We start from the raw sequence: 14,297 nt of genomic DNA, 5'->3' as shown, positions 1-14,297 counted from the left end.
CTACACCTGCAAAGGAACGCCGCGATCACAACGCCAGTCAATCTCGCTGAATCATGCATCCTCAGGTTGTCTGGGTATATTCCTTTGCTTTGCATTTTCGCAAAGCCACTTTGAATTTCTGTCTATATCGCCACTTTTGCCTCTCCCATACACTGAAAACCAAACAGTGGACATGGGAGTATGGGCGGTATGGAACGCATCTTTATTGTGGCGGCAAAGCGCACGCCAATCGGGAGCTTTAACGGTTCTCTGGCGTCACTATCAGGCGTTGATCTCGGCGCGCACGCGATGAAAGCGGTGGTCGAGCAAGCGGGTATTGAACCTGAGCACATTGACGAAGTGATCGTCGGTAACGTGCTTACAGGTGGCGTTGGCATGGGGCCGGGTCGACAAGCCGCTATCAAGGCGGGCGTTCCAGATACGGTTCCTGCTTATACCCTCAACATGATTTGTGGCAGCGGTATGAAAGCCATTATGGACGGTGCCAGTCATATCCGCGCTGGCGACGCAGAACTCGTGCTGACCTGTGGTATGGAAAGCATGTCCAACGCCGCTTACGTCACGTCAGGGAAAATCCGCCGTGGTGTTCGTATGGGTCATCAAATGCAGGAAGACAGCATCATCAAAGACGGTTTGACCGATGCCTTCCATCAATATCACATGGGCGTGACGGCTGAAAACGTCGCGACCCAATGCAATATCAGCCGTGAAGCGCAGGATGAATTCGCCCTAAATAGCCAAAAGAAAGCGGTTAACGCCATCGAAAAAGGCCACTTTGCGGCAGAAATTTCCCCAGTCACTGTCACTGAGCGCAAACGCCAGTTTGAAGTGAAAGACGACGAATACCCAAAAGCCAATGCCACCTTAGAAGGCTTGCAGGCACTTCGTCCCGCGTTCGATAAACAAGGCAGTGTCACTGCTGGTAACGCGTCCGGTATCAACGATGGTGCTTCGGCCATCCTGCTGGCATCAGAAAGTGCGGTGAAGCAACACAATCTCACGCCTCTGGCAGAGCTGGTGGAATATGGCCAAGGTGCCCTTGCGCCTGAAATCATGGGTCTGGGACCGGTATCAGCGGTTGCCAATACCTTGAAAAAAGCCCAAATGACCATCGAGGACATTGACGTGTTCGAACTGAACGAAGCGTTTGCTGCGCAAGCTTTGGGCGTGATTCAGGGGTTGGCAGAAGCACACCATGTTGATGAAAACTGGTTGCTTGAGCGCAGCAACCTCAGCGGCGGGGCGATAGCGCTTGGTCATCCCATTGGCGCGTCTGGCAACCGGATCGTGACGACGCTGGTTTACCAACTGCAACGTACTGAGAAAGACTATGGTCTTGCCTCCTTGTGTATCGGTGGCGGTATGGGCACCGCGTTAATCCTGAAACGTTGCTGAGGTGATAGAGCATGAAAAAAGCCGCGACCGCTCAGCAGATAGAAAGCCTTTTGCACGATGGCATGACCATTATGATTGGAGGCTTTATGGCAACAGGCGCTCCCGAGAGCCTGATTGATCTTCTGATCAAAAAAGACATCAAAGGCATCACCTTGATCACCACAGATACCGGCTCTCCCGGTCGAGGTTCAAGCCGCCTTATTGCTGAGAAGCGGGTGAAGAAGCTGTATGCCTCTCACATCGGCACCAACTCTGAAACGGGCAAGCAAATGAACGACGGCACGCTTGAAGTCGAGCTTGTTCCCCAAGGTACGCTGGCAGAACGTATTCGAAGTGGCGGTGCGGGTTTGGGCGGCGTGCTTACACCTACTGGGCTTGGCACCATTGTGGCGGAGAACAAACGGGTGATTGAAGTCGATGGTAAAGCCTACCTGTTGGAAACGCCGCTGAAAGCGGATTTGGCACTGATCCGGGGTTCGAAAGTCGATCGTCGTGGGAACGTCTTTTACAGCAAAACGACCCAGAACTTTAACCCGTTAATGGCGACTGCAGCAGAGACGGTAATTGTTGAGCCAGAGCAGCTTGTTGAGCTTGGCGATATAGAGCCAGAAGCGGTTCATACGCCAAGTATTTTTGTTGATCACATCTTGGTTGATCACGGCTATGTCGGTCAGAGTTCAGTGGAGGACAATCAATGACAGCGCAACTGGATAAAGACACCGTCCGCCACCGCATTGCATGGCGCGTTGCCCGCGAGATGAAAGACGGCGATATCGTGAACCTTGGTATTGGCCTGCCAACGCTGGTGGCAAACCACGTCGACAAAGACGTCCAGTTGCTGCTTCAAGCCGAGAACGGTTTACTCGGTATCGATCAACTGGCTTGTGAAGCCACCAAAGATGCGGATCTGGTGAATGCGGGCGGCCAGCATATTACCGCTGTCGACGGTGCCTGTTACTTCAACAGTGCAGACTCATTTGCCATTATCCGTGGTGGTCATGTTGATGCCACGGTGCTGGGGGCGCTGCAAGTGGATGAGCGCGGGAATCTCGCCAACTGGATTATCCCAGGGAAAATGGTACCCGGCATGGGCGGCGCGATGGATTTGGTCGTCGGTGCGAAGAAGGTGATTGTCGCCATGGAGCACACGGTGAAAGGTCAGCCGAAACTGCTGAAACAGTGCTCTTTGCCTCTGACTGCTGCCAATCAGGTGAATTTGATTGTGACGGAAATGGGGGTGTTTGAAATCAATGAGAGCGGCATGGTTCTGACTGAGCTTGCACCAGAGTTTTCCATTGAAGAGGTGCAGGCTGCAACAGAGGCACAACTGTCGGTGTCACCGAATTTACGATCGATGCAATTACCTACAAGCTAATTTAGTTTGGTATGGCTAAAAACAAAAAGACCACCGAGAGGGTGGTCTGGTTATTCTCGCGGTTAGGCGACTGCGCTATCACAGAAAGAAACCTTATTTTTTGCCTTCTTTGTCCAGACGGGTCAGCTCTTTGATTTGACGGCTGATCTCGCGGCGCTCTTTTGAAATCTCGGCACTCTTGATGATGTGGTCATCAACACGATCTTCGTAGTCAGCTTTCATGTTTTTAACGATCTCTACGATTTCATCGTGAGTCATTTCTGGCTGAATGTAATCAAGCAGGTTCTCAAGCAAAGTCACGCGCTTCTGGTTGTCGCGGATTTTCTTCTCGTTATCCTGAATTTCCCGCTTCAGTTTATTCTTGCGACGAGAGAACTTAACGATCTCGAATACATTGTTCATAGGTCTGTAACCTTCTTTGTGTGATCCTGATGAAATTAAACCACAAGGTGACCGTCAGAAACAGTCTTTTGATCAAGGAAAGCTCAGTATTTTGCGAGAACTTTTAGTGACAGCTTGGGCGGGAAAATATGTGCTATAACCTCGTGAGCTCAGAATATTCGCGGCACACGAATGGTGCACAAATCAACCATATAGCATGTTGATAGGAAAGAGAAAGGCACGCGTGGAAGCGTGCCTTTGACGAAAGTGAAAGTAAATTACTCCACTGCCCCTTCAAGGCGGACATTTTCACCTTCCAGTTTGAGGTTTGCACCGCGAAGCATGGCATTCACCAACTCGTTCGCATCAAATTTAGTCAGGGCTTCATGAGCCCCCACTTGGTGGGCTCGGTCTACACTGATTTCACTGGAAAGTGAGGTATGAAGGATCAGATAAGCTTCTGAGAGCGGCTCATTGCTTCGGATCTCAAATGCCAGTTCGTACCCATCAATTCCCGGCATTTCGATATCACTCACCACGATGTCAAACGGTCGACCATCTCTGGCTGAGATTTTTAGCTTCTCGAGGGCATCAATCCCGTTAGTGCTGACCACATAAGGAATATTGATACTGTCGAGAGCTTCTGAAAGCTGACGTCTAGCAAGACTACTGTCATCAACCAGCAGAATATGCATCGGCTTTAGCTTCTCGCGATCTACGTCGGCGAGAATGGGGTGCAGCTTGTCTTCTGGTACAGGGAAGATCTTGGACATCACCAGCTCTACATCAAGTAGTTGGACCAACTTGTTTTCGACATTCATAACACCGGTGAGAAAAGCGCGCGTACCCAGCGTCTCAGGTGGTGGGGTAATATTGTGCCAGTCACATTCACTGATTTTCTCTATGCCGCGTACCAAAAAACCCACCACACGACGTTGACAGTCGGTAATGATGATAAAGCAGTTCTTATACTCACTTTTGTCGATAGGTTGATAACCGATGGCTTTTGCCATGTCGATAACAGGTGTCGTGATCCCGCGCATGTTGGCAGTGCCTACTACGGTTTGATGAGAGCCAGGAAGTGCAGTTAATGGGCAGAAAGGAACGATCTCTCTGACCTTGAGAGTGCCAATGGCAAAAATCTGTGTGGCAGAGAGTCGGAACAACAACATTCCCTGCGATTCATTGGCTTTGCTTTTCATATAGCGCCTGTTATTAGCCAGAATGATAAATCGAGAACAGTGATAAGTTGCCTTCCAGCAACACCACATTATCTATCTTGATTGTAGCGTTTCAACGCGATCATCACACCTATGATTTACCATTTTATGAAACTAGTTCAGTATATTTTCGCAAATTTCCAGTATGATCATAATGTTGCTAACCTACTGTGTGAAAAAGTATTTACAGCCTATTGATATAAATGAAATTAGAGTCGGTGTAATTTCGCTTTATTCAAGGAGTTTTTCTATTATTAAGAAGTAACGCGCTAAAAAGTAATGACGGAGTGAGTAGCTTCTCACTATGTGTTTTACTGGCAATCAGCGATAAGACAATGAGAAATCACAGTGATGTGATCTGAGAGTGGTTAGTAACCCATGACAAGTATTTTAGATTCAGTAGACTCCCGTACCAATCTGGTTGGCGAAAACCGCTTAGAACTGTTGATATTCCAGCTAGGAACAAGACAGCTTTTTGCGATTAACGTTTTTAAAGTCAGGGAAGTGTTGCAAGTTCCGCACCTTAACCAAATGCCAGGTTCTCACCCCAAAATCAGTGGTGTTGCCACCATTCGTGGACGCTCTATCCCTGTTATTGATATGCGACAATCTATAGGGTTACGTCCTCTCAGCAAGGATGAAGAAAGCAATCTCATTGTGACTGAGTACAACCGTTCGGTACAGGCGTTTTTGGTGGGCAAGGTGGTATATATCAAAAACATGGGTTGGGATGAAATCATGGAGCCGCCAAGCACGGGGCGCTCTAATTATCTCACAGCGATTACCAAGCTTGACCATGAAAACGAGCAAAAGTTGGTTGAGATTATTGATGTCGAAAAAGTGTTGGCGGAAATCATTTCCTATGACATTGGTATATCAGATGGTGTGTTGGATGATGATCTCTCTAATCATCTTGTGGGTCAGAAAGTACTGGTGGTGGACGACTCTTCTACCGCGCGTAAGCAGGTTACCGAAACATTGGGTCAACTAGGCATTGAATGCATTGAGAAGAAAAATGGCCAACAAGCGCTTAATCTTCTCAAATCCTGGTGTGACGAAGGAAAGGACCCACGTAATGAAATCTTGCTGATGATCACGGACGCCGAAATGCCGGAGATGGACGGCTACAAGCTGACATCGGAAGTGCGTGCTGATAGCCGTATGCACGACCTATACATTGCGTTGAACACATCTCTGAGCGGCAGCTTCAATGAAGCCATGGTGGAAAAGGTTGGCTGCAATCGTTTTGTTTCTAAGTTTCAACCTGATCTCTTGGTGGATGTGGTGCAAACCCGCATGCGCGAAGCGCTCAGCAAGTAGGCGCGGGTGAAGTTACTTTTCTTGACCCGCCATGCAAAGTCCAGTTGGGATGATCCTTCCCTCGACGATCATGACAGGCCACTAAATCCGCGTGGTCGTCGAAATGCCCCTGAAATGGGTGCACGACTTGCGGCTTGGACTAACAGACCTAAAGCGATAGTCTCCAGCAGTGCACTCCGAGCAAAAACGACCGCGTTGCTGATGGCTGAGCAACTGCCTCATTCACCACCTGTGATCATTAAAAATGATGTTTACACCGAGGATTGGGAAACCTTGGTAAGGGTTGTAGAGCGGTTTGATGATGAAAAAGACAGCGTCATGCTGGTTGGACATAATCCAGCATTCAACGAGTTTCTATCCCATATCCCTTTTGAAATAGATAACCTTCCAACTTGCGGTATAGCGGTGATTACGCTTCACAGCGACAGTTGGTCAAACTGGTCGGTAGCAGACAAGCACGTTCTGTTCCTTGATTATCCTAAACGATTGAATTTTTAGACGGTAATAGTAAGCAAGACGATCTGACTACTGCGACTTATTCACTTTTTCTGTGGATAAACCAGTTAACTCTTAGGGTTTAACCCTCAGGCAAGCCCTAGCCATCGAAGTTACGAATTGATCCTCTCTTGATGGTTAAAAAATGCACAATCATTGATTGCTGGGTTTTTCCATCTGTTCTGCGCAATTAAGTCTGTTAGGGACATGCGCACAGAGAATGTTTCGGTATAAACTATGCGTCCTTCCTCCTTCGCGGAAAGACCCGTAAATAGAGAATGTTTTGGAGTACATAATTGATCTCTGTAGAAAAATATGAGGGGTTAACCGCACGGATTGCGCTGATCAATGAAGAGATAAAAAGACAGGACGTCGAATTCTACCTATTTGTTCCTGGAGAGCTGAGTTTCTCCAAGAGCATACTCAGCGAAGATGAGTTTTACTATAAGGTACTGTCAAACACCCGTACCTACTTTACGTCGCAACACCACTTACCACTTGTACATTCACGACTCGCTAGCCGGGATAAACTGCCTTCCGACAAATACCGCGTCAGCTTGAGTTTGTATGCCTATCAATATGCGCTTTCACTGGAAAAAACGACGCACCGTTTCTTTGACACCTTGGCTGATGTCGAAGAGGAAGAGGCGGTTGAACAACTGGAAGTGATCACTGACATGGCGGTTGAGATCCTTCGTCGTCTCCGTCGTTATGTGCCAAAAGATGAAAGCCTCATCAAGTATTACAACAATGTCGACAACTACCTTTCTTGGCTGACCGAGCAGCGATTCCTGTCGCTGATCGCTCATATGCCAAGGAGTGCGGCATTTAAACCGATTAAAGAGCAGCTTCTGGCATTCTGTGAATCTGAAGCGGCTTATCGTATTGAGCAAAACTACAATTCGTCGAAAGCACAAACCGATGCGACGCGTATGGTGAATAAGATGCGCCTTGCCCGTCGTTTGATTGAATACCCAGTCACTATTCGCCAGAAGGATGTGGTGCTGGGGCAAAACCTGAATAAACTTGCCAAAGGTGCTGCTGCTGGTTTGGTGATGATTTTCGTGACGGTTGCCATTATTCGTATGCGTAGTTTCCTTGGCGAAATTACCTTGTCATTTGCGCTCGCAATGGCGGGTTTGTATGCCATGCGAGAGATCTTCAAGGATGACCTGCGTGATGTGCTTTGGCGCTTCATTCGCAAAGGACGTCCGAAGTGGCGGAAAATGTTCACTGACCCAACCTCGGGTCAGCGTATCGGCAGTCAGTTGGAGTGGTTGGACTACATTCCGTTCGACAAAATCCCTGATGATGTTCGCAAGATGCGAAAAGGTAAGCTGCGTCAGCGCGAAGAGTCCGTGGTCAAAATAAAGATGGTGACCCAGATGTCCACCACCAAGTTTCTTAGCGGCTACGACATGACCCGTGAAGTGTGGCGAATTGATTTTCGTCCCTTTTCTCGCCTGATGGCGCGTGGTAAAGAGCGTTACTATGCGCTGAGTGATGGTCAGGTGACACGTGAATCTATCGATAAACGTCATCAATTTAATTTGGTTTCCAAGCAGAAGAATCAGGACGGCAGCTTCACCATCCAGCGCTGGAAAATCACGGTGAATCGTTCCAAAGTGGTTGATGTAGAGGAAGTATTTTCGTGAATACAGGGTCAACAGACCTAAGCTTTTCGATCAGTGAAAATCCCGTGAATGGATGAGTAGCTGATCGAGGGTGTGAGTCATGTCGATTAATCTTCCTGCCACCACGTGTACCACACCGCCTTCCCGTTCCAGAATCCCTTTCACTTTTAATATCTTTGCCGAAACAAACGGTGTGTTCTGTGCGCGCGCAGTGGCAAGCCATACCACTATGTTGATATTTCCAGTGTGGTCTTCCAACGTCACAAAAGTTACGCCGCTGGCTGTCCCGGGGCGCTGTCTGCCAGTCACCACACCGGCAACTGTTATCGCTGAGCCTGAGCGGATGGTATTGAGTTCATTGGCCAACCGGTGCTTGCCCAATTTGCCGCTTTCATCTAACAGTGCGATAGGGTGCTTGCCGAGCGTCAGGCCTGTAGCTGCATAATCCTCAATTAAATCTTCTACCGCAGAAGGCGCTGCAATCGCGTTGGCGTCCGAACTGTCTGGCTGAGTGCTGGATAACAGTGGCAAAACATGGCTGTCATCCATCATTTGCCAGCGAGCAGAAAAGCGATTATCCGCCAGTACTTTAGTGGCGTTGGCACTGGCGAGCGCTTCAAGATCGCCTCTGCTCAAACCACATTTTCTAATGTCGTTCAGATGCTGGAATCCACTACGTGGACGACACTGAAGCAGCTTTTCTGTGCCGAGTTCAGATAATCCTTTGACGATACGAAAGCCAAGTTGCAGCGCGGGTTGATCTTGTACTGTGACCTGCTGATGATCCCACTGGCTTCGATTGACGCAGACAGGAAGAATTTGAACCTGATGGCGGGAGGCATCCTGCAATAGCTGTGAAGGGCTATAGAAGCCCATAGGCTGACTATTGAGTAGTGAGCAGTAAAAGGCGACCGGATAGTAGTGTTTTAACCATGATGAGGTGTAAGCCAATACCGCGAAGGAAGCACTGTGAGATTCAGGGAAGCCGTATTCACCGAACCCCTGAATCTGGCGGAAAATTTGCTCAGCAAACTCAATGTCGTAACCGCGTTCTTGCATGCCATTGATCAGCTTTTCACGGAAAGGGGCGAGCTTTCCACTGCGCTTCCAGGCTGCCATTGCTCGGCGAAGTTGGTCGGCTTCACCGCCACTGAATCCGGCGGCGACCATAGCAAGTTGGATCACCTGCTCCTGAAAAATGGGCACACCCTTGGTTCGTTCTAAAACGGATTCCACCTCTTTTGATGGGTAGGTGATCTGTTCTTCTCCCCAACGTCGTTTGAGGTAGGGGTGTACCATGTCGCCTTGAATCGGACCAGGGCGGACTATGGCAATCTGAATCACCAGATCGTAATAACAGCTTGGGCGAAGTCTTGGCAACATGCTCATCTGGGCGCGGGACTCAACCTGAAACACGCCGACAGAGTCTGCCTTCTGGAGCTGTTGATAGACAATAGGATCATCACCCATAGCAACGATATCACTGATCGACAATCTGCGCTGATGCTGGCTTTCGATGATGGCAAAAGCTTTGCGGATTGCGCTCAACATCCCCAGTGCAAGGATATCGACTTTCAGCAGTCCAAGGGATTCCAAATCATCTTTGTCCCACTGGATCACGCTGCGATCCGCCATCGCGGCATTTTCTACTGGCACCAGTTCATACAAAGGGCCTGCGGAGATAATAAAACCGCCGACATGTTGGCTAAGGTGACGTGGAAAGCCGCGGATTTCTTCAACCAGCTCCATCAGCCAGTGTCCAAGGTGTGAGTGGGTGTCCAACCCCAGCGCTTCAAGCTGTTCGCCTTTATCCAGCCCTTTGTCGCGGTGGTTAAGGTTTTTGATGTAGTAATCGAGTTGGGTTTCATTGAGCCCTAGCGCTTTGCCGACATCGCGGAACGCACTTTTAAAACGGTAGGTGATCACAGTGGCGGCAATCGCTGCGCGCTGACGACCATATTTCTGATAGATGTAGCGAAACACTTCTTCCCGTCGTTCGTGCTCGAAGTCGACATCAATATCTGGGGGCTCATTACGTTCTTTAGAGATAAAACGTTCGAACAGGACCTTGATTTTCTCCGGGTTCACCGCGGTGATTTCAAGGCAATAACACACCACAGAGTTAGCTGCTGACCCACGGCCTTGATACAGAATGCCCTGTGATTTTGCATACTGCACAATGTCGTAAATGGTGAGGAAAAAATACTCGTACTGCTGTTCGGCAATCAGCCCCAGCTCTTTATCAATGGTGGTGCGGATCTCTGGCTTAATACCATTCGGGAAACGTTTTCCAATGCCTTCTTCCACCAAGTGGCGCAAGTAACTGCTGGCGGTAAATCCATCTGGAACCAGTTCTGCGGGGTATTCATAGCGAAGCTCACTGAGGCAGAAAGTACATTTGGCGGCAATACACTGGGTCTCTCTTCGCCAGCTTTCTGGGTAGAGCTTTTCCAGTTTCTCAACGGGTTTGAGTGCCTGCTCGCCATTTCTGGGTAACTCAAAGCCGCATTGCTGTAAGGGCCTGCCGAGTCGAATGGCAGTAATCACATCTAACAACGGCTGGCGACGAGTGTGATGCATTAATACATCGTTGGTGCAGACAATCGGCAGGTTGAGCTCCTTTGACAGTGATTCGACCATAGTCAGATAGGTAGATTCATTGGGCAATAACAGCCGTTCAACACCGATCCAGAGTCTTTCTTCAAAAGTACTCTTCAGCCAGTTCTGAAAATCCGAAGGCTTGGTTTTTTCTTCATGTTTGAGTGTCGGCAACCAGATGCAAAGACACTGTGTGATGTGGCTGAAATCATCACTGAATACCTGATAGTGCCCTTTTTTACTGCGCATTCTGGCTTGGGTAATAAGGCGTGCGAGCTCACCATAGGCTTGCCGGTTTGGGCAAAGCAGTACCAGCTTTTCGTCCTGAAAGGTGATTTCTGAACCAATAATAAGCTTGAGGCCTAGGTTCTGGTCTCGGTTTACGGTGTGAGCACGCACTACGCCAGAAAGTGAGCATTCATCGGTTATAGCGAGTGCGTGATAACCTAATGTTGCGGCACGAGCGACCAGTTCTTCTGGGTGGGAAGCACCAGTTAAGAAGCTGTAATTGGTTTTACAGTGGAGCTCTGAAAATGTGAGTGGGCGATTATCAGAAGGTGTTGTCATAGGAAGCGATCTCAAACTGCGGATCAACAAAAAAGGCCATGCTCGAACCACTCTCCCTGTGCGGTTCGAAATACCCAGCAAAGTTGCCCCCGTTTATTACGGGCAACAAAGTAGTCGCGCTGTATGGGCGATTCATCCCACCAACCGCCACTGACGCGTTCAGGGCCTGTGAGGGTGTCAGGACGAGATAGCAAAGGGCGTGGCGATGCATGAAGTAACGCAGGGCGTGTTGGCAGGAAAGGAGGTAACATTTGCGTACTTTTCTGCAGTGGCAATTGACGTTTGAAGGCGCGCTCTGGGCGGTGGTCACTTTCCAATGACAGGCTGTAAACCCCATGTTTCCCCGCTTTCGCCTGCATCAGGCTGATGAGTTCTCCCGGTGTGAGCTGTCCACGTTTCCCGGCGAACAAATCCTGGGTGGGGGACTGCCTTGGTAAAAGGGTATTGGCTTCCAGCCGAAGGTGGGTGACAGGCGCATCCAGCTTGATCTTTTCCAGATGAAGCTGGAGCAATGACATCCATCGACTGGAGGCAGACTCGGGTGCTGCCGCAGTGATCTCCAATACCTTGTCGTCATGCTCGCGCTGTGTCAGCGCAATGGTAATAGCGGGTGTGACGGCTTCTCTGACATGCATGAACTTTTCCATTTCCTTGAGCATGCGCTGAAGCGGAAAGCAAAGCGTCTGGCTATTTGCGATTTCATGCAAAAGCTCAAGTGACTGATAGAAGTGCTCAGGCGGTGTAAAGCTCGCAGGTAATGCGAGACTTTTCTGGGTCAGAGAGCGTAAATGCGCAGTCAGCGGTTTGCCAAAACGTTGACCGAGTGAATCCACAGGCAACGCCAGTAATTGTTGGGCATGTCGTATCCCCATACGTTCCAGCTGAACAACGTGCTTAGCAGTGAACCCCAGCTCACGTACTGAAAGCACGGCGAGCGCTTGCTCGGTCGCTTCCGGTGTCAGGTAGCCGCAGTCCGCTTTTGCACGGGCCAGCCAGCGAGCCGCTTCTGGATAAGGGCTGAGCGAGAAATGATATTGCACTTGCTCACCACTGAGTACAGGTAGTAGCGACTGCCAATACCTGTCGAGTGAGCCGTAAAGCTTGAGCATAGGAGTGACTTTCAGCAGAAGCCCATCCGGCGCATAGGGGACGATATCCGCGTTGACCTGATACAAAAGGGAAGCCAGTTGCAGTAGGCGATCAGCCTCTGCCTGCTCGTCATAATCTGCTACATCCAGACCATGACACAGAGCGCTGGCAGTGCCGAGGTCATTGCCTGCTACAATGCCATGCTCCCGCGCTTGTGCGTTAGCTTGATATACACTGCCAGTGGCGCGGGAAAGCACAATCAGTGGCGCCTCCACCCTGTTGTCACGGACAAGGGTGTCAAGCTGTAAGGTTGGAAAGTGCAGATATAACCAGAGGATCATCGAAAGAGTGGCACCACATTGGAGGTATCTGCCAATTGGAGCGATTCAAGTGTAATAACTTCAGGCTTTTTGGCTTTTTCAGCCAGCGAGAAAGAATGAAAAACAGGTTCCAATGACACATGAAAGGGTTCAACGGGAAGGCCACGGCGCTTAACGACCGTCACTTTCAGCCCCACTTCATCGGGGATAACTGACAGGCGGCAACTGACCGGTAAGCCTTGAACACTCTTTTGTTGAGTAATCATAAACAACAGGCAGTCATTTTCGGTCGCAGCGAGTTGCAAGCGTCTGGCTTGCGTCACGGAAAGGGCATCTCCCCAGAGTACTGCAGAGCGACAACAGCCACTTTTCAGTGCCTGCTCTACACACCAAAGGCTGGATGTGATGGAGGCATCTAGAATGATCACTTTTTCCAGATCAAATCCAGCCTGACACAAGGCTATCGGGTTCAGTTCTCCTGGCGGAGTAGCAAAGACGGTGAGCTCACTGTCTTTCAGGGCACTGACAACAGCGGGCAGGATCAGGCGTAGTTCACCAATGCCGAAATAGGGCAATTGTAGTTCAACCACACCGGATTCTGGCCAGCCGCCATCCAGCTTTTCATCAATCACCGTGTGGCCGCTAGGACGGCAGTGTGCTTTAGGTTGATAGAGACGGTTGGCCGTCCAGATCCCTGAATGCAGGGCGAGAATATTATCGAGCATAAGTAAATAATACTGTATATATATACAGTATTATTCTAGAGGGAGATCTTCATCAGAGCAAGTGTGTTTTGATGCATATTATTCCGTCATAGGTGAACAGAAAAGCGGCTCGTTAAGTACCTATATCGCCGATAGACTCATAGGCCTCAAAATCCAACTCTCTGAAGATAAGATGGATAAATGGGCAACACCTCTTGGGGCAATACTGTTGGCTGGTTGTGTGACAACGCCGGAGCCAAGCAGTGAAAAATGACGGTATTGTGGGGTGACGCGTTGGAAATGCTGCACTGTGAAGATAGAGGTGTGGTTGTTGGCTCACAGGAATATTGGTATGACTACTGGTTGATTGACGATGGCGTTCTGACGCAAGGTGCAGTTAATGAACTGAGAAATAAAGCGATGGTATTGAATGCTGATACTGTCCTTCTTTATGCACCGAAACCCTTCTCTAAGTCAGTAACTTTTTTGGCAAAAGTGTATCTTTGTCATCCGTAAAGCAGCATGACAAAGATAAGCAATACACTGAATGCAGCGGTGGTTTCTAAATGCGGAAGCCACCGTTTTATTTCATGAGAGATAGGGTGATCTTCGCCAGAGAATATTGAGGTTCCCGTTGGAAATCATCGGACGTTGTGATTGGTTTATTTGAAAAACGCTACAAGAGATAGATAATATTCGGTGTAAGCGACAGAGAAACCAAAAAGCGGCTTGCTAGCCGCTTTCATCATTCTGTTGTCATCGTTTAGAGTTTAGTGGCCCGCTCGATGTGAAAAAGATGGATTTCATGCAAGATTCGCTCAGAAATAATTTCTGAAATGATGCCATCGAAACGGCTTTGAAGATCCTGAATCGACGGTATCACCTGCATCACACCAGCTTCGTTCTCAGCAGTGATTTCCATGTCCAAGCTTAGGTCGCAATCGAGCGTGGCAATGAACGGTTTCATACGCTCCAAAATGCAGTTGACCATGTAATCATTGGAGCTGAGTTGATTCAGTTCTTCGCGAATCATATCAGTCATGGGGCTGTTCTGAGGCTCACGTGTTGAACCCCCTTCAGCAGGGAAAGGAATCAGGGTCTGCATAGCGTAATCTCTTTAATATATAATAATTATTGATTTCCGCCTGTTAGGCGGCTTTTTTCTTATTTATTGAATAGTTTAGTAAAACCAGCCACGT

General features: G+C 48.9%; 13 protein-coding genes. 7 read left to right on the top strand and 6 right to left on the bottom strand.

Annotated elements, in window-relative coordinates; translation table 11 throughout:
• The first annotated feature begins 189 nt into the window (after positions 1–189).
• Genes VP504_RS19380 through VP504_RS19370 form a run of 3 tightly spaced genes read left to right on the top strand, consistent with a single transcriptional unit; the run spans position 190 to position 2,770 of the window.
• On the top strand, positions 190–1,395 hold the full coding sequence (locus VP504_RS19380) for an acetyl-CoA C-acetyltransferase (protein ID WP_325895037.1): 1,206 nt from the start codon (positions 190–192) through the stop codon (positions 1,393–1,395).
• Positions 1,396–1,406: 11 nt separating this feature from the next.
• Positions 1,407–2,093 carry a CoA transferase subunit A gene (locus tag VP504_RS19375; protein WP_325895036.1) on the top strand — a complete coding sequence of 229 codons (687 nt, stop codon included), beginning with the start codon at positions 1,407–1,409 and terminating at the stop codon, positions 2,091–2,093.
• On the top strand, positions 2,090–2,770 hold the full coding sequence (locus VP504_RS19370; RefSeq protein WP_325895035.1) for a 3-oxoacid CoA-transferase subunit B: 681 nt from the start codon (positions 2,090–2,092) through the stop codon (positions 2,768–2,770). Before VP504_RS19375 ends, VP504_RS19370 begins: the two co-directional genes overlap by 4 nt.
• A 93-nt stretch (positions 2,771–2,863) precedes the next feature.
• Here the strand turns inward: VP504_RS19370 and VP504_RS19365 are convergent, their stop codons facing one another.
• Together VP504_RS19365 and VP504_RS19360 are read right to left on the bottom strand one after the other, a co-directional pair.
• Positions 2,864–3,172, bottom strand: a complete 309-nt coding sequence (locus VP504_RS19365) for a DUF496 family protein (protein ID WP_002536784.1) — start codon at positions 3,170–3,172, stop codon at positions 2,864–2,866.
• Between the two features lie 257 nt (positions 3,173–3,429).
• Entirely contained in the window at positions 3,430–4,353 is a 924-nt protein-coding gene (locus tag VP504_RS19360; RefSeq protein ID WP_062707317.1) for a chemotaxis protein, read from the bottom strand.
• A 396-nt stretch (positions 4,354–4,749) separates the two neighbouring features.
• Here VP504_RS19360 and VP504_RS19355 point away from each other — a divergent pair, with 396 nt between their 5' ends.
• The 3 genes from VP504_RS19355 to VP504_RS19345 all read left to right on the top strand — a co-directional run bounded on the left by VP504_RS19355 (position 4,750) and on the right by VP504_RS19345 (position 7,841).
• The gene (locus tag VP504_RS19355) at positions 4,750–5,691 is read left to right on the top strand and encodes a chemotaxis protein CheV (RefSeq protein ID WP_325895034.1); all 942 of its coding nucleotides are present in this window, start codon (positions 4,750–4,752) and stop codon (positions 5,689–5,691) included.
• 6 nt (positions 5,692–5,697) lie between these two features.
• Positions 5,698–6,189 carry a SixA phosphatase family protein gene (locus VP504_RS19350; protein WP_084387673.1) on the top strand — a complete coding sequence of 164 codons (492 nt, stop codon included), beginning with the start codon at positions 5,698–5,700 and terminating at the stop codon, positions 6,187–6,189.
• A gap of 293 nt (positions 6,190–6,482) precedes the next feature.
• A complete protein-coding gene (locus VP504_RS19345) occupies positions 6,483–7,841 on the top strand; it encodes a hypothetical protein (protein ID WP_325895033.1) in 1,359 nt (452 codons plus the stop codon).
• A gap of 30 nt (positions 7,842–7,871) precedes the next feature.
• Here the strand turns inward: VP504_RS19345 and VP504_RS19340 are convergent, their stop codons facing one another.
• The 3 genes from VP504_RS19340 to imuA are packed head-to-tail and all read right to left on the bottom strand — an operon-like array spanning position 7,872 to position 13,119.
• Entirely contained in the window at positions 7,872–10,985 is a 3,114-nt protein-coding gene (locus VP504_RS19340) for an error-prone DNA polymerase (RefSeq protein WP_325895032.1), read from the bottom strand.
• A 23-nt stretch (positions 10,986–11,008) separates the two neighbouring features.
• Complete coding sequence (locus tag VP504_RS19335) at positions 11,009–12,415, bottom strand: Y-family DNA polymerase (RefSeq protein ID WP_325895031.1); 1,407 nt, start codon at positions 12,413–12,415, stop codon at positions 11,009–11,011.
• Positions 12,412–13,119, bottom strand: coding sequence for a translesion DNA synthesis-associated protein ImuA (imuA, locus tag VP504_RS19330; protein ID WP_325895030.1), 708 nt, complete (start codon positions 13,117–13,119; stop codon positions 12,412–12,414). Before imuA ends, VP504_RS19335 begins: the two co-directional genes overlap by 4 nt.
• Before the next feature lie 249 nt (positions 13,120–13,368).
• Between imuA and VP504_RS19325 the strand changes: the two genes are divergently transcribed.
• Positions 13,369–13,614, top strand: coding sequence for a DUF4156 domain-containing protein (locus VP504_RS19325; RefSeq protein WP_325895029.1), 246 nt, complete (start codon positions 13,369–13,371; stop codon positions 13,612–13,614).
• Positions 13,615–13,861: 247 nt separating this feature from the next.
• Here VP504_RS19325 and VP504_RS19320 read toward each other — a convergent pair whose 3' ends face one another.
• Positions 13,862–14,203, bottom strand: coding sequence for a hypothetical protein (locus tag VP504_RS19320; protein WP_325895028.1), 342 nt, complete (start codon positions 14,201–14,203; stop codon positions 13,862–13,864).
• Positions 14,204–14,297 lie beyond the last annotated feature (94 nt).

It is taken from the genome of Grimontia sp. NTOU-MAR1, assembly GCF_035758505.1.
Classification (GTDB): Bacteria; Pseudomonadota; Gammaproteobacteria; order Enterobacterales; family Vibrionaceae; genus Enterovibrio; species Enterovibrio marinus.
This window is presented reverse-complemented; position numbering and strand designations above follow the sequence as displayed.

Bases quoted from the DNA above. Each gene is read 5' to 3' on its own strand.
- imuA (WP_325895030.1), bottom strand. From the start codon at position 13,119: ATGCTCGATAATATTCTCGCCCTGCATTCAGGGATCTGGACGGCCAAC.
- VP504_RS19340 (WP_325895032.1), bottom strand. From the start codon at position 10,985: ATGACAACACCTTCTGATAATCGCCCACTCACATTTTCAGAGCTCCAC.
- VP504_RS19360 (WP_062707317.1), bottom strand. From the start codon at position 4,353: ATGAAAAGCAAAGCCAATGAATCGCAGGGAATGTTGTTGTTCCGACTC.
- VP504_RS19320 (WP_325895028.1), bottom strand. From the start codon at position 14,203: ATGCAGACCCTGATTCCTTTCCCTGCTGAAGGGGGTTCAACACGTGAG.
- VP504_RS19355 (WP_325895034.1), top strand. From the start codon at position 4,750: ATGACAAGTATTTTAGATTCAGTAGACTCCCGTACCAATCTGGTTGGC.
- VP504_RS19325 (WP_325895029.1), top strand. From the start codon at position 13,369: ATGACGGTATTGTGGGGTGACGCGTTGGAAATGCTGCACTGTGAAGAT.
- VP504_RS19380 (WP_325895037.1), top strand. From the start codon at position 190: ATGGAACGCATCTTTATTGTGGCGGCAAAGCGCACGCCAATCGGGAGC.
- VP504_RS19375 (WP_325895036.1), top strand. From the start codon at position 1,407: ATGAAAAAAGCCGCGACCGCTCAGCAGATAGAAAGCCTTTTGCACGAT.
- VP504_RS19335 (WP_325895031.1), bottom strand. From the start codon at position 12,415: ATGATCCTCTGGTTATATCTGCACTTTCCAACCTTACAGCTTGACACC.
- VP504_RS19365 (WP_002536784.1), bottom strand. From the start codon at position 3,172: ATGAACAATGTATTCGAGATCGTTAAGTTCTCTCGTCGCAAGAATAAA.
- VP504_RS19370 (WP_325895035.1), top strand. From the start codon at position 2,090: ATGACAGCGCAACTGGATAAAGACACCGTCCGCCACCGCATTGCATGG.